Consider the following 16,516-nt stretch of genomic DNA (forward strand, 5'->3'; position numbering starts at 1 on the left):
GCCGCGGGGCGCCCCCCCCCGCCCGCGTTCTGGACGGCGGCGGCCAGGGTCTGCCCGTGACCTGGATCTTCATGGCCTTGCCCTCGGTCCCGGCCGCCCGCCTCGCGCAGCTGCACGACGTCTCGCCCAGCTGTCTGGCCAAGCAGATGCGGGCCCTGTCCCGGGCGGGTCTCGTGAAGTCCGTCCAGGGCAAGACGGGCGGATACGTGCTGACGCGGGCCGCCGCAGAGATCACGGTCCTGGACGTGGTGCAGGCGGTCGACGGGGCGAGTCCGGCGTTCGTGTGCACCGAGATCCGCCAGCGGGGCCCGCTCGGGACGCCGGCCGAACAGTGCACGGAGCCGTGCCCCATCGCCGATCTCGTCGGCTCGGTGGAGCAGGGCAGCGGGTTCTCGTGGCCGCTCGGCACGTGGCCGAGGCCGAAGGCGTGGCCGAACTCGTGGGTCATCGTGGACTCGAGGTAGAACTCGCTGAAGCAGGTGTTCTTGGCGCGCAGGAACGGTGCCTCGCTCTCCATGGGGTCGTCGTCCCAGCTGTCGCCGTCCTTGCTGAAGGCGTACTCGCCGTCGTCGCACTTGGCCGGTGCCGACTTGGTGCCGATCGCCGCGTCGCCGGCGCGGCGCACGGTGGTCGTCACCTTGCCGTCGTGCCGATGACGTCTGCCGGGACGGCCCGGTCGCTGTCGCAGTACGCGGTGAGGGGCGAGGTCTCCGTATCGGACGGGTTCCGGCGAAGGGCCCCACGCGATTCATCCGATGGATCCACGCAAATGTCCAAGTCCCCACCGCGCCCTATGCATTGACACCCCTGTGAGGCGCTTGAATCATCGGATGTCATGACCGTCCTGCGCTCGATCTTCGCGCCCCGCCCCCGCTCCCGCCCGCACCGGAGACGGCTGCGGGGCACCGTGGTCGCCCTGCTGCTGCTCGCCGCCCCGGTCCCGGCCACCGCCCAGGCGGCCCCGTCGGCAGCCGCGGAGCCGCCCCGCACCGTCCCCGCGCTCACCGACTGGACGCCGGGGGAGGGGAGTTACTCCTACGGCCCGGACACCCGCCTCGTCGCCCGTGGGAAGGCGGCGCGCGAGGTCGCCCGTACCCTCGCCGACGATCTGCGGGCGGCGGGCGAGGGCCGGGTTCCGGTCGCCGACGGCGCCCCGCGCGACGGCGACATCGTGATCGACGTCGACCCGGCGCGGAAGCCGCTCGGCACCGAAGGGTACGAACTCCGGGCGGGCGAACGCCTGGAGATCACCGGAGCGACCGGGGCCGGTACCTTCTACGGCACCCGCACACTCCTCCAGCTCCTCGCCCAGGGCGACCGCGTCCCGGCCGGCCGCACCGTCGACGTGCCCCAGTACAAGGAGCGCGGCGTCGGCGTCTGCGCCTGCTACATCCACATCTCCATGCCCTGGCTGGAGAACCTCGTACGCGACATGGCGTACAACAAACAGAACCAACTGCTGCTCGAACTGAAGGTGAAGAGCGACAAGCACCCCGCGGCCAACAGCTGGGGCTACTACACCAAGAGCGAGATACGCCGCATCGTCACGCTCGGCGAAAAGTACCACGTCACGATCATTCCCGAGATCAACTCGCCGGGCCACATGGACCCTTGGCTGGAGAACCGCACCGACCTGCAGCTCACCGACTCCGACGGAAAGCCGCAGCCGTCCCGCCTCGACATCACCAAGGACGAGGCCTTCGCCTACTACACGAGCCTCATCGACGAGTACGCCGAGGTGTTCCCCGCCAAGTCCTGGCACATGGGCGCCGACGAGTACATGCTCGGCTCCGACTTCGCCAAGTACCCGCACATCCTGGAGTACGCGCGCAAGAAGTACGGCGCGAACGCGACCCCGCAGGACGCCTTCGTCGACTTCATCAACCGCGTGCACGCCTACGCGACGCAGCGGGGCAAGCAACTGCGCATCTGGAACGACGGCCTGACCGGTGCGAACACCGTGCCCGTCGCCGCCGGGACGAGCGTCGAGCACTGGCTGGACGTGAAGACCAAGCCGAGCGAACTCATCGCGCAGGGCCACCCGTTGCAGAACGCCGCGTACGCCCTCTATCTCGTACGCGGTGGCTTCCACACGAACACCAAGGCGCTCTACGACCAGGCCTGGGACCCGCGCAGCTTCGAGGGCGAGAAGCTGGCGTCGCGGGACGGCATCACCGGGGCGAAGATCAGCCTGTGGCCCGACGACGGCCGCGGCGAGACCGAGAACGAGGTCGCGGCCGCCATGGCGATGCCGCTCAGTCACATCGCGCAGGTGACGTGGGGCGCGGCGCATCCCGATGCGACGTACGCGGACTTCACCGCCCGCGCCGGCACGGTGGGCCACGCGCCCGGCCGGCGGGACCTCACACGGACCCCGGTCGCCGACGGGACGTACACCCTCCGGGACACCAAGGGCCATGCGAAGCCCGCCCGTTACGAGATCAAGCGCACCGCCGACGGCTATGTGACCCTCAAGTCCGCGTCGAGCGGCGCCTGCCTGGAGACCCGCAGCGGCAAGCTCACGCTCAACGTGCCGCTGCAGCCCGGAACGGCCGTCACCGAGGAGACCTGCGACCCGGCGAACACGCTGCAGCGCTGGCAGCTGACCGGAACGGCCGGCGGTGACTACCGGCTCACCAACGCCATCACACGCATGAGCGCGCACGTCACCGACGACGGACGGATCCTCCAGTACCCGGACGATCAAAAGCCGCCCGCCGTATGGACATTGACCACCCACTGACCGACCGAGGCCGCCTGATCTCGATCCGACCCCCGAGGGAGACCCGCACCCCCATGACTGTGAGCAGACGCATCTTCATGGCCGCCGCCGTCACCACGGCCGTCACCGCGTCGAGCGCCTCGCTCGCGTCGGCCGCCGCGACCCGCCCCGGTGGCGCCGAACCGCCGTACCGCATCCCGATCAGCCCCGACGACACCCCGGACGAAGTCGTCGCCAAGGCCGCTCAAGTGCGGCCCACGGAACGGCAGATCGCCTGGCAGCGCCTGGAGCAGACCGCGTTTCTGCATTTCGGCGTCAACACGTTCACCGGCCTCGAATGGGGCACGGGCGACGAGGATCCCGACGTCTTCCAGCCGTCCGGGCTCGACACCGACCAGTGGGCCAGGGCCCTGCGCGACGGTGGGTTCAAGCTCGCCATCCTCACCGTCAAACACCACGACGGCTTCGTTCTCTACCCCTCGCGCTACACCAAGCACAGTGTGGTGAGCAGCAGTTGGCAGGGCGGCAAGGGCGACGTCCTGCGCTCCTTCGCCGACTCGCTGCGGCGCCACGGCATCAAGGTGGGCGTCTACGTCTCGCCCGCCGACGAGAACCAGTACCTCGACGGCGTCTACGCCAACGGCAGCAAGCGCTCGCCCCGCACCATCCCCACGCTCACGGCCGACGACGACCGGACGGGCGACGACCTGCGCTCCTTCACCCTCGACGCCACCGACTACGGCGCCCACATGCTCAACCAGCTCTACGAAGTGCTCACCGAGTACGGCCCGGTCGACGAGGTGTGGTTCGACGGGGCGCAGGGCCGCATCCCACCGGAGAAGGTGGAAACGTACGACTGGGACAGCTGGTACGCGGTCATCCGCGCCCTGGCCCCCAACGCTACGGTCGCCGTGCGTGGGCCGGACGTCCGGTGGGTCGGCAACGAGGGCGGGCTCGCGCGGGAGAACGAGTGGAGTGTCGTCCCGGTCAAGGACTCCGGCAACGGCAGCATCGACTACGCGCTCAAGTACGACGCGCCCGACCAGGGCAGCAGGGAGGCGCTGGCCGAGGCGCGGGCGGTCGCCCAGTACGTGCAGTGGTGGCCGGCGGAATGCGATGTCTCGATCCGGCCGGGGTGGTTCTACCACGAGGACCAACAGCCCAAGTCCGTCGAGCAGTTGACGGACATCTGGTTCCGTTCGGTGGGCCGCAACTCGGTGCTGCTCCTGAACATCCCGCCGGACAAGCGGGGACTGCTGCCGGATGCCGATGTGGCGCGGCTGCGGGAGTTCCGCGAACGGCTCGGGCGCGAGCTGCCGGAGGACTTCGCGCGGGGCGCTCGGGTCCGGGGGGACGGGGCGCAGGCGGGACACGCGGTGGACGGTGACCCGGACTCGGCGTGGCAGTGCCCGGCCCCTTCGCGGGGGACGCTGACCGTCGACCTCGGTCAGGAGCGGGGCGTCGACCGGATCCGGCTCGGCGAGGACATTCGCCGGGGGCAGCGGTTGGAGGGGGCGGTGATCGAGGCGCGGGTGCCCGGCGGTGAATGGTCCCTCGTGACGGTGGTCACGACGGTGGGCGCGAGCCGGGTCCTTGCCCTCGCCTCACCGGTGACGGCTCGGGAGTGGCGGGTTCGGGTGACGGCGTCGCGGAGGGCGGTGCGGTTGGCGGAGTTCGGGTTGTATGGGGCGCGGGGGTAGGGGCCTTCCCTCCCCACTTTGCCCATTGGTACGGTCCGGGCGGACGGGCCGGTGGCTCCGGCTGAGATCCTCAAGCCGGAGCCAGAAATCTTCAGCGGAGATCGTGAGAGTGGTACTGATCCGCTGCATAGGCCGTTCACCGGTCGCGATGCTCGAGGTCGACTTCCGGTGGCAGGTACTCGCGCCACTTCGAGACCTTAAACGGACCCCAGGCGGCAACCTTCCGCAGTGTAGGGAGGGCTCGCAATGGTGTGAGGTCGGCCTCAGGGTGCAGGTGCCCGACGGACAGCTCTACCAGCGCTGGAAACATGCCCGGGAGCGCGGAGAGATCTCGCAGCAGGTTTTCAGGGGTTCGGGACTCGATGAACAGATTACGGACGGTGGGGAAAGCCACCGTGCTGGGCAAGCTGGCGAAGGACCTGACGCTCAGGCTGAGATCCGTGAGCCGCGGACGCTCGGCAAGTGCGACCCAGGGGGCGTCGTGCGAGCGCAACCCCCACGGGGGTGGATCGAAGATTGTATAGGCCGGGTCGTAGGACGGAAGCAGGCCGTAACCCACATCATCAAGGGGCATGGGGGAAAACGGAGAGAGGTGCACGTCGTAGGACTGCGAGCCCGGCATCAGGTTAAAGTCCCACCAGGCCGGCTTCAGGTTAAAGTCCCAGTCGATCACGCACTGTTCCAGATCCTCCAACTCGTGCAGGAAGCCGAAGTCAGTCACACGCGTGCCGGTGAGGACAAGTTTCTGCAAACCATGCCTAGCGATCGCCCCGGCATCGGATACCTGGGCAGACATCTGGACGACAAGGTGTTTGACGCTGCCAGTAAACGCGTCCAGGAACGCCAGGCTCTGCAGATGGTCAATACCCAGGATTCGTAACTCCTGCGGGGCTGCGGTCCGCAGTGCATATCTGAGCAGAGCGCGATCAGTGACGCCCTGTCCTGCAGCCGTGAGCGACGTGAATGAGCCCAGCGAACCCAGCGCATCAAGTTGCTCGTCACTGGTGACCGTGATGCTGACATCGGCGGCGAGCTTGGCAATGATTTCGTCGGCGTAGCGGGAGGTGGCATGGCGGTCCCACGCCTCGGCGAGCAGGGTCCGCACCGCAGGTGATGGGTGAGTGGCGAAGCGCGCGAGGACAGGGATCGCGTACTCACTGTCCACATGAGACGCCGTGATGACGACGAGCATGGCTGTCTCATCGTCCAGTCCCTCGGGGCCCGGGAGCTGATCCAGAACGATCGGGCCGACGGCTGCCAGAGCTCGGGCCCGGCTTTCGTTTCGCGGCGGGATGAGGGTCGCCGCCTTCCGGGTAACTTCCCTGCGCACCCGGGGGTCGAGGTCCGGCGCGTTGTCGAGACAGGCGAGAGCGAGGAGATAGATGCGGTGCCGGGTCGCCACATGGGACTTCTGGCGCCCAGACGGGGCCTTGTCCAGAAGGCCCTTGATGAGCATGGCTCGTTCATGAACGTGAGCGTGTCCCACAGCCATGCGAATGACGTCCTCCCACTGCGTGTCGACCGCGTGATCGAGTAGAAGGCCGAAGTCGCCACTGTCCACGGCTGCCTGCGCACCCAAGTAGTCCTGGAACGTGCGATGAACGAAGTCAACCGTGCCGGGAACGGGTTCCCGCAGCAGACCGCTGCGGGAGAGGAAGTGCGCAAACACAGCGGACGCGTCGCCGAGCTTCTCGCCGAATTCGGGTATCGCAGGCATGAGCGCTTTGATGATCTTCTCGGCCCGGCTGTGGTCCATCTCGTTGCGGCCATTGCGAATCAGCCAGTAGGCGAGATGTTGCACGATCTTGACTTGGGCCTCCTCACTCAACTGGACTGTCCGGACGCGACGTTGAGGGTCGCGACGGATCAGCAAGGCCTGGAGAGCGGTGCGGTACAGCTCCATACGCCCGCCGGGCAGATAGCCGTCTCGGTCCCGGTTGAGGGCGCAGGTCAGGCCACACATCAACGGGTTGGTCACTAGACGCGCGAGGTCTGGTTTAGTCCGCACTGCGTCAATCAACTGAGATTCATATCGGGCCAGTTGCGCATCCTTCTCGGCGTCGCCGGTGCGCGCAGCGCCGTGCCAGCGTCGGATGAACGCCTCGACATCACTTGGCGTCATGCGTGACAGGACAACAGAGGTAAAGCCGTCATCGGCCAACCAGTCCTCGTCTACATCCTCGGGGCGCGAAGTGACGAGCCAACGGTTGCCCTCGTATGCCTCGACCAAGTCGTGCAGCCACTCGCGGGTGGCGGGGCGTTCCCTTTGCGGCACCTCGTCGATGCCGTCGACGAGGATGAGGCCGCGGCCTGCCCGTAGAACCCGGTGCTCCCACCGGTCGGGCTGACTCCCATCCAACGGGCAGCCGACCGCGCTCAGGAAGCTACGGGGAGTCGGCAAATGCCGTGGGTCCTCGGCACGGGTCAAGGTGCGGAGGGGTAGGACGAAGGGAATGCGGTCACTCAGGTAGGCCATTTGTGACTCAGGCTCAGGGCGAGCTGCCGAGAGAGCGAGCCACTGGACAAGTGTGGTCTTGCCGGACCCGGCTTCCCCACGCAGCAGCACGTGCTCCTGATCGGCAAGGACCACGTCCGCGGGACGAGACACGGAAGAGCTGGGCTTGTCAGACGGAGTTCGTACGCCGAACTCCGCCAGCGCAGAGGAGCGTTCGGGCGACGCCGCCTTGCGCGGCCGACGAGTGCGACGCACAGGCTGTGCGACCTCCAAGCGCATGTAGGTCGTGTCCAGTGGCCATTTGTTGTCGGCTGGGTCGACGAGATCGAGGCCATGGATGGTCAACTTGCCGTGCTTCTTTGCGATGTACGCCAGGTAATCCCGCTCGAAGGTCTCGTCTCCTGCCACGGGCGGTGGGACGCGCGCGATCAGCGTATCCATCTTGGCGACGAGCACGCTCAGGGTCCGGCTCTGCTCGACCAGCGTGCGGGGGATGAATGCCGACCTGCGGGTGAAGAAGTCGAGTATGTGCAGGCTCGCGATGGACAACAAATTCTCATAGAAGTACGTAGCGTCGGACGACAGCTGGGCGACTGCTCTGCGCTGCGCGTCACCATGGCTCAGTTTGTCCGTAAAGGCCGAGTGCCCCAGTTGCACGGCCTCCACGTCGGTGAGGTTCAGGTCCCCGAGGGAGCGCAACGCTACTACCAGCGCCTCAACGACTGCCTGGTCCTCGTCGACCGGGATAGGCCGCTCGTCGCTGTGCACGGCACGCTTGACCAACTTGGTGGCAAGCCTACGGAGATCGCGCTCACCCAGTGTGCGCTGCTGCCCCCTGAAGGAGACCAGCGCTGAGATGCGCACGGGCCGGTCGGTCAGGTCGGCCCCTGGCCCCTCGGTAGCGAAGAGCCGCTTGACAAGCGGTGCGACGACGCTGGAAGCGAGCTTGATGCCGATGGATGTCGCGGTGGGCTCCACGGCGCCCCCCCCCGTAGCCGTACAGGAACGCCACGAGCTGTGGCCTTACCACCGTATGACAGGCAGGCTTTGGGGCCTAGCTTTCGTTGGGCGTACACGTAAGACGGCGTTAAGCCCCTTCTCCATCGGTTCGTGATCGCTCGTTTGTGGTGCTGCTCGGCTGTGTCGAGAGTCTCCACACTGAGGGATATGCCGAGGCAATGAACTTGACCATCTCGTGACGTGACTCCCGGTTCAAGCCCAGGGCCTCGGCGACTCGGCGAAACGTTGCATGGGTGGCGCCACGAGTGAGGGCTGTTTCCTCGAACTGGTGGAGCTGGGTGCGCAGAGTGGTGGGGTCGGCGTCAGTTGCCTTGATGCTCAGCAGCCTTGTGGCCTTGGTGCGTTCGTAGTCGATCTCGGAGGTGCCGCAGATGTCGCGGCACCGTTGCTCCGCCTCGTCGAGGCCGGTTGTGTCGAGCAAGGCCTGGGCGAGACGGTTGTCGGCGAGAGCCGTCGGGAGGTCGACCTGGTGGATCGTTGGGCCGTCGTCGGTTAGGGGGACGAGGAGCCCAGCGTCGCGTACCTCGCACAGGCCGCGGGCGCCTTGGGCGGTGGCGGCCAGGAGAGCTGCGGCTTCGGATGGGTGCCAGCGGAGTACGGAGCTGATGGTCTTGGCATGCGCGGGGGTGAGCGTCGTGAGGAGCGGGCCGAGGCGGGGGCGCAAGATGTCGGTGGGGAGTTCGCCGTCGAGCCCTGGGCCTGCCACGAGGAGGCGTACAGGTGCCTCGGTGCGGGCGCAGGCCGCCAGGGTGAGGGCGTCGGCCAGGGGGCTGCGCAGGGTGGGTTCGTTGCCGTGGGCCAGGATGTCGCCGCCGACGTCCAGGAGGTCGATCGTCTCCGGGGTGAAGTGGGCGATCAGTTCGTTGAGTTGGCGGGTGATGCCTGTGGCCCCGGCGTACGGGTCGATCAGCGCGAAGGTGTGCGGGAGTTCCGCCGCGAGCCGGGGGAGTGTCGCCGCGTGGGGCGGCTTCATCGTTGCGGTGCCGGGGACTGCCCAGACGTGTGGCGTGAGTTGGCGCAGCCCGATGAAGTCTGCGGGGGAGCGCGGGCCTGGTACCGGGTCGACGATCAGGCGGTCCCAGGAGTACGTCAGGATCAGCGCCGGCTCGTCATCGTCGCCGTATAGGGCGACGTGCAGCATCGCCGCCGCTACCGCGTCGCCGCCGCCTCCGGCCGCCACAATGAGCCGTTTCACAGGAACAGGGTAGGGGCCGGGCTCTCGCGTGCGCACCTATAGTGGCCACTGGTATTAGCCAGTCGGTGAAGGGATTGTCGCGTGCCCGAGATCGCTGAGGCCTTGCCCAAGTACCTGCAGATCGCCCAGTTCCTTCGCGATCAGATTCTGCGTGGGGATCTGCAGCCCGGTGAAGAGGTGCCCTCCGAGCGGCAGTTGGCTGCCGACTGGAACGTCTCCCGGCCCACCAGTGCTCGCGCCTTGGAGGCGCTCCGGCATCAGGGGCTTGTCGAGAAGCGTCAGGGCTCGGGGACGTACGTACGTGATCAGCAAGTGCACCGGCGGGCCCGCGAGCGCTATGGGCGGGCGCGGCAGACGGGGCGGATCTACGGGCCGGGGGAGTACGCGGTCATCGCGTCGGCCGGGTACGCCGAGGCGCCCGATCATGTGGTCGAGGCGCTTGAACTCGGCAAGGACCGCAGGGCAGTTCAGCGGCGGCGGGTGACCAATTCGGCAGAGGGTCCAGTCGAGGTGTCCACGTCCTGGTTCCCGGCCGAGCTGGGGCGTCGGGCGCCCAAGCTCGTCGAGCCCGAGCGGATTCGTGAAGGCACGGTCATGTACGTCGAGGAAGCCACCGGTCGGCGCGGCAGTTATGGCGAAGATCGTGTCTGCGCCCGGTTGGCCACCGAGGATGAGGCTGACGAGCTTGGGCTCGAACTGCCCACTGCGGTCCTGGTAGTTCACCATGTCGTCTACGACCTGCAGGACCGTCCGCTGGAGTTCGCGGAGGCTGTGTATCCGCCAGGGCGCTGGGCGTTCGAGCAGGGTTACCCGTTGGGGTGAGTGGTAGGTGTCGCTTCCTCGGAAGCCCTTGCGGCTCGAAGTGGCCAATGCCACTATCCGGTAAGTGGCCTTAGCCACTTACCGGAAGGGGAAGCGCAATGACGCGCACCGACAGCAACTCCGGCGACGACGCCCTACTCGAACCACTCGGCGGGATGGTCCTCTACCCCCTCCCGGAGTCGGTTGGGCGGGCCCGCCGCTGGTTCCGGAAGTTCAACGAGCCGCACCAACTCGGCTGCTCCATCGATGACTGCGTGCTGATGGTCTCGGAGTTGGTCACCAACGCCATTCTCTACGGGGAGGCCGACGAGCCCTGGCGGGTGCGCGTCTGCTGGTACCGCTTAGGCGAAGCACTGCGCGTGGACGTACACAATCCCGGCTGTCCCGCCCACGTCCGCCTGCGGTCGCCACAGGCCACAGAGGCTCACGGGCGCGGCCTGCTCCTCGTGGATGCACTGGCCGATGAGTGGTGGTCTGGCCCAAGCCTTCATGGTGGGACGGCTGTTGTGTTCCTCATGCACCGCGCCTTCAAGCCTGACTAAGAGACTGCTACGGGGAGTTCTGCGTGTGGGGCAGAGTGTCGAAAACCCAGCCCGAGTCCGGTCGCGCGGGGCTTCGCTCCAGGGGGCGAGCCGTGTGTGGGGCCGCGGGCTTGCCCTTCCGGCTTTGGGAGAGAGCGGGATTGGGGACGAGACGCCCTGGACCTCACCCGCGGCTCACAACCCCCGTACTCTCCCGCTCGATCAGCCGAGGCAGCGGCACCTGCACAGTGGCCGCAGGCTCACCGTCGATCAGCGCGAGCAACTCCCGCGCCGCCGTCCGCCCGAAGGACACCGTGTCGCGCGACAGCGCTGTCAGCCACGGGTGCACCATCCGGCACAGCGCCGAGTCCTCCCATGCCACCACCGACACATCCCGGGGCACACTGAAGCCGAGGGACGAAGCCGCGGCGACCCCCGCCACCGCCATCACGTCGTTGTCGTACACGAGTGCCGTCGGCGGCGACGCGGCGCCGAGCACCCGCCGCGTCACGGCCGCGCCCTCCGCGTCGGAGTAGTCGGTGGTCACCGAGTGGACCTCGGACAGGTCCCGGCGCCGCGCCTCCGCCCGCAGCGTACGGATCCGGCGCTCCGTGTGCGCGAGGCCGGGCAGCCCCGCGATGTGCACGATGCGACGATGCCCGAGGCCGTAGAGGTGGTCCACGACCGCGGCCATCGCTCCCGCGTCGTCCGCCCAGACCGTGGAGAGCCCCGGATGCGCCGCGTCCGGATCCGGCGCGCCTCCCGTCACCACGGCCGGAAGACCCAGCTCGTCGAGGAGCGCCGGGCGCGGATCGTCCGTGCGCGGGTCCACGACCAGGACGCCGTCAACGCGGTGCTCGGCCCACCACCGCTGATAGACCGCGCACTCGGCGGCCACGTCCTCCACCACCTGGAAGAGCAGGCCCAGGTGACGCTCCGCCAGGACTTCCTGGATGCCCGAGATCAGCTGCAGGAAGAACGAGTCGACGCCTAGCGTCCCCGCGGGCCGTGCCACCACGAGTCCCACCGTCGCCGAGCCCTCACCCGACAGTGCGCGCGCCGCCGTGCTCGGCCGCCAGCCCAGCTGCTCGGCGACCCTGCGGACACGGTCGCGGGTGACGTCGGAGACTCCGGGCCGGTCGTTGAGCGCGAAGGAGACGGCGCTCTCGGAGACTCCGGCGCGGCGTGCGATGTCCTTCATGGTCGGCCGGCGTGCCGGTGACCGCTTGCCTTGCACCCGTGTTGCCCCTTTCCCGTTGCCCGCATACTAATGCGCTTGAGCCAGCCCACTCTAAAGCGCATTAGTCGATCCCCGCAAGAACTTCAACACACCTCTCTGACCTGCATAGTTGGCGTGCTCGCCAAGGATTCTTCAACGAATCCATTGACTTTTTACCCGCGTTCCATGCAGGGTCTGCCTCACGCTGGGCCGAGCAAAGGAGCCGTTTCACCGTGCGCATCTCCCGTCATCCCCGCATCCACCGAAGGGCAGTCGCCGCTGCCGCCGCCATCGCCGTGCTCCTGCCGCTGAGCGCCTGCGGAGACGGGGGCGAAGGAGGCGGATCGAAGGACGCCTCCGGCAAGATCGAGGGCGAGATCACCTTCCAGACCTGGAATCTGAAGGCCAACTTCAAGTCGTACTTCGAGGGCGTCGTCGACGGCTTCGAGAAGAAGTACCCCGGCACCAAGGTCAATTGGGTCGACCAGCCCGGCGAGGGCTACGCCGACAAGATCAGTGCCGACGCCGCCGCGGGCACCCTCCCCGACGTCGTGAACGTCTCGCCCGACCTGGTGGCCCCGCTCGCCAAGGCGGGCCTCGCGCTCGACCTCGACAAGGCCGCGGGGAAGTACGAGAAGGAGTACCTGCCGGGCGCGTGGCAGAGCCACCAGATACCGGGCACGGAGGGGACGTACGCCTTCCCCTGGTATCTGAACACCGGGCCGCTCTTCTACAACAAGCGGCTCTTCAAGGACGCCGGGCTCGACGCCGACAAGCCGCCGAAGACGTTCGACGAACTCTTCGAAGCCTCCCTGCAGATGTCGGAGAAGAGCAAGGGCAAGACCGCCACGCTCGCCAACATCCCCGCCATCGAGGACTTCGGGCGCTACGGCGTACCGCTGATGGACAAGGAGGGGACCAAGTTCACCTTCAACGGCCCCAAGGGGGTCGAACTCCTCAAGAAGTACAAGGAGTTGTACGACGCGAAGGCCCTTGACGGGCAGGCGCTGAACGCGACGCCCGAGTCGACGGGCAAGAAGTTCCTCACCGAGGCCGTCGCCATGAACCCCGGAAGCGCCCTGGACCTCGGCAAGTTCAAGAAGGAAGCGCCCGGTCTCTACAAGAACATCGGGATCACCCCGCAGATCACCAACACCGGCAAGGACAACATGTACGTGATGGGGGTGATGGTGAACACCCGCACCAAGCACACGCCCGCCGCCGTCGCCTTCGCGCACTACGTCACGGACGCGCAGCACCAGATGTCCTTCGCCAAGAAGGTCGCGATCTTCCCCAGTACGCAAGGCTCGCTGGACGACCCGTACTTCACCAAGCAGGACGGTACGGACGACACGCGCGTGCGGATCGCCGGCGCCAAGTCCATCAAGACCGCGGTGAATTACACGCCGGTGCAGTTCAGCGAGCAGATGAAGATCGAGCTGCGCAACAGCGTCGGCAAGGCCCTGCAGGGCAAGGAGAGCCCCCAAGAAGCGCTTGACAACGCTGTCAAGAACTGTGACCGGCTGCTGAAGCAGAGCTGAGCCGAGACGATTCGGGGCCGCCACCATGAAGAGCTCAAGCGCCGCCACCGCGCAACGCCCGGCACCGTCCCGCGGCCGCATCCGGCGTCAACTGCCGTCCAGCCCCTGGCTGTTCGCCGCGCCCGGACTCGCGATCGTGGGGATCTTCATCCTCTATCCGTTCGTCAGCACGGTCATCAACTCCTTCACCGACAAGCGGACCCTGATCCCGGGGGAGTACGTCGGCCTGGACAACTTCCGTGAGCTGCTGCGCGACGAGATGTTCTGGATCGGCCTGCGCAACAGCGCGCTGTACGTCGTCGGGGTCGTCCCCGCGCTCGTCCTGCTGCCCCTGCTGCTCGCGATGCTCGTCCAGAAGCACATCCCCGGCATCACCTTCTTCCGGTCCGCCTTCTACACCCCGGTGGTCGCCTCCGTCGTCGTGGTGGGCCTGATCTGGGTGTGGATGCTGGATGAACGGGGCCTGGTCAACGCGGTGTTGGAGGCCGTGGGCGTCGGCAAGGTCGGCTTCCTGAGCGACCAGTGGCTGCTGCTGCTCAGCGCCATGGCGGTCACGGTCTGGAAAGGCCTCGGCTACTACATGATCATTTATCTCGCGGCGCTCGCCAACGTCCCCCGCGAGCTCCACGAGGCGGCGTCGGTGGACGGCGCCGGAGCGGTCCGCCGCTTCTTCACCGTCACCGTGCCCGCCGTGCGCTCCACGATGGTCCTGGTCGCCGCGCTGTCATCGGTCGCCGCCTTCAAGGTGTTCTCCGAGGTCTATCTGATGGCAGGGCCCAACGGCGGTCCCGCGGGCGAGGACACGACGCTGGTGATGCTGGTGCAGCGCGTCGGCACCGGCCTCACCGGCCGCGTCGGCTACGCCTCGGCCATCTCCGTCGTCGTCTTCGTCGTCACCGTCGCGCTGATGCTGCTCGTGCTGCGGGCGGACCGGAAGGAGGACGCGTGAGCATCGCGACCGACGCACGCAAGACCGAGCAGCCGGCGCGGACCGGCGAGAAGCCCCGCAAGAAGGGCACCCGGCGGGGGCGGATCACCGACGAGAACGGCCGCCGGATGCCGGTGTGGGAGATCGTCCTGCGCTACGCACTTCTGCTCGGCGTACTCGCGCTGATGATCGGCCCGTTTCTGTGGCAGCTGTCCACGTCCCTGAAGGGACCGCACGAGAACATCTTCAGCTCGCCCCCGAAATTCCTGCCGTCCGAGCCGACCCTGCACAACTACGAGCGCGTCGCCGACACCATCCCCGTCTGGGACTACGCCCTCAACTCCCTGAAGGTGGCCACCGCCAACGTGGTGACCAACTGCGTGGGCGCCACCCTCGCCGGCTACGCCCTCGCCCGCCTGCGCTACCGCGGCCGCAAGGTCGCAACCCTCGTCTTCATCCTCGCCATGCTGGTGCCGGTGGAGGGCATCATCATCGCCCAGTTCACGACCATGCGGGAGCTGGGCCTGAACAACACCCTCATCGGCGTACTCCTGCCCGGCTGCATCTCGGCGCTCAATGTGCTGCTCATGCGCAACGCGTTCCTCAATCTGCCCTACGAGGTCGAAGAGGCGGCCTACGTCGACGGCGCGAACGTATGGCAGCGGTTCTCCCGGATCGCCCTGCCCGCGGTCAAGGGAACCCTCGCCGTGGTCGCGATCTTCGCCTTCATGGGCGCCTGGGACGACTTCCTCTGGCCGCTGATCGTGCTGAGCGACCCGGACCGGTTCACCCTGACCATCGGCCTGAACTATCTGCACGGCACCTTCGCCAACGACGAACGGCTCGTCGCGGCGGGCACGGTCATCGCCGTGCTGCCGCTGATCGCTCTCTTCGCCTGTCTGCAGCGGTACTTCTTCCGCGGGGTGGGCGAGGGGGCGGTCAAGGGCTGAGGCCGTCCCCTCAGTTCTTCCAGTTCATCCAGTTCGCCCAGTTCGCCGCCGTGCCGGAGATCATTCCCCCCGCACCCCCGAGAACCAGGACTCGTATGCCTCGCACGCCTTCTGACGTGGTGCGCTTCGGCGCCAACTACACGCCGAGCCAAGGGTGGTTCCACCACTGGCTCGACTTCGACCTCGACGCCGTGCGCGCCGACCTCGACTCGATCGCCGCGCTCGGCCTCGACCACATCCGGGTCTTCCCCATCTGGCCGTACTTCCAGCCCAACCGCACCCTGATCAGGCCGCGCGCCGTCGAGCAGCTGGTCGCCCTCGCGGACGCCGCCGCCGAGCGCGGACTCGACGTCAACGTCGACGGACTGCAGGGCCATCTGTCGAGCTTCGACTTCCTGCCGCCGTGGACGCAGACCTGGCACCGGCGGAACATCTTCACCGACCCGGACGTCGTGACGGCGCAGGCCGAGTATCTGCGCACGCTCGCCGCCGCGCTCGCCGACCGGCCGAACTTCATCGGCATGACCATCGGCAACGAGGTCAACCAGTTCTCGGCGGGGCCGCATCCCGACCCGGACAGGATCACCGAGGAGCAGGCGGAGGCGTGGCTGACGCGGGTGCTCGCCGCGTGCGAGGAGGGCGCCCCCGGCAAGCTGCATCTGCATGCCGAGTACGACGCCGCCTGGTACCAGGACGACCAGCCCTTCACCCCGGCGCAGGCGGCCCGCCTTGGGGGTGCGACCGCCGTGCACTCCTGGGTGTTCAACGGGACGGCGCAGCGGCATGGGCGGGAAGGGGTGGCCACCGCGCACCACGCCGCGTACATGATCGAACTGTCCAAGGCCTGGGCGGACGATCCGCACCGTCCCGTCTGGCTCCAGGAGGTCGGGGCGCCCGCGCCCCTCATCCCGGCCGAGCACGCGGCGGCCTTCACCGAGGCGACGGTGGCGGCGGCGCTGGACTGCGCCGATGTGTGGGGCGTGACGTGGTGGTGCTCCCACGATGTGTCGCGGTCGCTGGCGGACTTCCCCGAACTCGAGTACAGCCTGGGTCTGTTGACCAATGACGGGCGGGTGAAGCCGGGGGGTGCGGCGTTGGCGCGGATCGCCAAGGAGTGGCGGGGGCGGGAGTATGCGCCTGCGGCGCGGGCGACAGCGGTGGTCGTGGAGGAGGCCACCTCGGCGCGGTCCGCGTGTGCGCCCGGAGGAGCGGTCTTCGAGACGTTCGCCCGGCTCACGGCGGACGGTGCGCGCCCCACGGTGGTCCTCGCCGGACGGGCGGGGGATGCGGAGCATCTCGCTGCGCGGGGCATTACGGAGGTCGTGTCCCCGGGGGAGGTCGGCTAGGCCGGACTGAACGCGCCCCCCGCCGCGGGGTGATTTTTTGGTGGGGGGCGCCCCCCCCCACCCCCCACCCCCCGCGCCACCCCACCCCCCCCGCGAG

Annotated in this window: 12 protein-coding genes and 1 pseudogene; 10 read left to right on the forward strand and 3 right to left on the reverse strand. The window is 67.9% G+C overall.

The features are described 5' to 3' along the window. Nucleotides 1-86: 86 nt before the first annotated feature. The 4 genes and pseudogenes from ACFWY6_RS33615 to ACFWY6_RS33630 form a co-directional block, all read left to right on the forward strand. Nucleotides 87-464: pseudogene (locus tag ACFWY6_RS33615) on the forward strand (RrF2 family transcriptional regulator); the annotation flags it as partial. A 21-nt stretch (nucleotides 465-485) separates the two neighbouring features. After that, on the forward strand, nucleotides 486-656 hold the full coding sequence (locus ACFWY6_RS33620) for a hypothetical protein (protein WP_384698597.1): 171 nt from the start codon (nucleotides 486-488) through the stop codon (nucleotides 654-656). A 179-nt stretch (nucleotides 657-835) separates the two neighbouring features. After that, nucleotides 836-2,743 (forward strand): family 20 glycosylhydrolase, encoded by a 1,908-nt coding sequence (locus tag ACFWY6_RS33625; protein ID WP_384698600.1) that lies wholly within the window; start codon nucleotides 836-838, stop codon nucleotides 2,741-2,743. 53 nt (nucleotides 2,744-2,796) lie between these two features. Continuing rightward, the gene (locus tag ACFWY6_RS33630) at nucleotides 2,797-4,422 is read left to right on the forward strand and encodes an alpha-L-fucosidase (RefSeq protein ID WP_384698603.1); all 1,626 of its coding nucleotides are present in this window, start codon (nucleotides 2,797-2,799) and stop codon (nucleotides 4,420-4,422) included. Nucleotides 4,423-4,558: 136 nt separating this feature from the next. On the opposite strand, the gene ACFWY6_RS33635 is transcribed toward ACFWY6_RS33630, so the two are convergent. Further along, nucleotides 4,559-7,855 (reverse strand): NACHT domain-containing protein, encoded by a 3,297-nt coding sequence (locus ACFWY6_RS33635; RefSeq protein ID WP_384698606.1) that lies wholly within the window; start codon nucleotides 7,853-7,855, stop codon nucleotides 4,559-4,561. A gap of 109 nt (nucleotides 7,856-7,964) precedes the next feature. Next, complete coding sequence (locus tag ACFWY6_RS33640; RefSeq protein WP_384698609.1) at nucleotides 7,965-9,092, reverse strand: DUF1152 domain-containing protein; 1,128 nt, start codon at nucleotides 9,090-9,092, stop codon at nucleotides 7,965-7,967. Nucleotides 9,093-9,173: 81 nt separating this feature from the next. Between ACFWY6_RS33640 and ACFWY6_RS33645 the strand changes: the two genes are divergently transcribed. After that, nucleotides 9,174-9,914 (forward strand): GntR family transcriptional regulator, encoded by a 741-nt coding sequence (locus ACFWY6_RS33645; protein WP_384698612.1) that lies wholly within the window; start codon nucleotides 9,174-9,176, stop codon nucleotides 9,912-9,914. A gap of 98 nt (nucleotides 9,915-10,012) precedes the next feature. Beyond that, nucleotides 10,013-10,456: an ATP-binding protein gene (locus ACFWY6_RS33650; protein WP_384698615.1), complete on the forward strand. Its 444-nt coding sequence runs from the start codon at nucleotides 10,013-10,015 to the stop codon at nucleotides 10,454-10,456. A 163-nt stretch (nucleotides 10,457-10,619) separates the two neighbouring features. Here ACFWY6_RS33650 and ACFWY6_RS33655 read toward each other — a convergent pair whose 3' ends face one another. Next, on the reverse strand, nucleotides 10,620-11,636 hold the full coding sequence (locus ACFWY6_RS33655; protein ID WP_384698618.1) for a LacI family DNA-binding transcriptional regulator: 1,017 nt from the start codon (nucleotides 11,634-11,636) through the stop codon (nucleotides 10,620-10,622). 257 nt (nucleotides 11,637-11,893) lie between these two features. Here ACFWY6_RS33655 and ACFWY6_RS33660 point away from each other — a divergent pair, with 257 nt between their 5' ends. The 4 genes from ACFWY6_RS33660 (at nucleotide 11,894) to ACFWY6_RS33675 (ending at nucleotide 16,419) form a co-directional block, all read left to right on the forward strand. Then, nucleotides 11,894-13,195 carry an extracellular solute-binding protein gene (locus ACFWY6_RS33660; protein WP_384698627.1) on the forward strand — a complete coding sequence of 434 codons (1,302 nt, stop codon included), beginning with the start codon at nucleotides 11,894-11,896 and terminating at the stop codon, nucleotides 13,193-13,195. A gap of 25 nt (nucleotides 13,196-13,220) precedes the next feature. Further along, on the forward strand, nucleotides 13,221-14,144 hold the full coding sequence (locus ACFWY6_RS33665) for a carbohydrate ABC transporter permease (RefSeq protein WP_384698620.1): 924 nt from the start codon (nucleotides 13,221-13,223) through the stop codon (nucleotides 14,142-14,144). Continuing rightward, the gene (locus ACFWY6_RS33670) at nucleotides 14,141-15,073 is read left to right on the forward strand and encodes a carbohydrate ABC transporter permease (RefSeq protein ID WP_266872721.1); all 933 of its coding nucleotides are present in this window, start codon (nucleotides 14,141-14,143) and stop codon (nucleotides 15,071-15,073) included. The genes ACFWY6_RS33665 and ACFWY6_RS33670 overlap by 4 nt, the downstream gene beginning before the upstream one ends. Nucleotides 15,074-15,168: 95 nt before the next feature. Then, the gene (locus tag ACFWY6_RS33675; RefSeq protein ID WP_384698624.1) at nucleotides 15,169-16,419 is read left to right on the forward strand and encodes a glycosyl hydrolase; all 1,251 of its coding nucleotides are present in this window, start codon (nucleotides 15,169-15,171) and stop codon (nucleotides 16,417-16,419) included. Nucleotides 16,420-16,516 lie beyond the last annotated feature (97 nt).

The organism is Streptomyces sp. NPDC059037 (assembly GCF_042740015.1).
Lineage (GTDB): Bacteria > Actinomycetota > Actinomycetes > Streptomycetales > Streptomycetaceae > Streptomyces.

What these genes read in the sequence shown, in the direction of transcription:
- ACFWY6_RS33630 (WP_384698603.1), top strand. Translation starts at nt 2,797, where the DNA reads ATGACTGTGAGCAGACGCATCTTCATGGCCGCCGCCGTCACCACGGCC.
- ACFWY6_RS33625 (WP_384698600.1), top strand. Translation starts at nt 836, where the DNA reads ATGACCGTCCTGCGCTCGATCTTCGCGCCCCGCCCCCGCTCCCGCCCG.
- ACFWY6_RS33650 (WP_384698615.1), top strand. Translation starts at nt 10,013, where the DNA reads ATGACGCGCACCGACAGCAACTCCGGCGACGACGCCCTACTCGAACCA.
- ACFWY6_RS33665 (WP_384698620.1), top strand. Translation starts at nt 13,221, where the DNA reads ATGAAGAGCTCAAGCGCCGCCACCGCGCAACGCCCGGCACCGTCCCGC.
- ACFWY6_RS33655 (WP_384698618.1), bottom strand. Translation starts at nt 11,636, where the DNA reads ATGAAGGACATCGCACGCCGCGCCGGAGTCTCCGAGAGCGCCGTCTCC.
- ACFWY6_RS33675 (WP_384698624.1), top strand. Translation starts at nt 15,169, where the DNA reads ATGCCTCGCACGCCTTCTGACGTGGTGCGCTTCGGCGCCAACTACACG.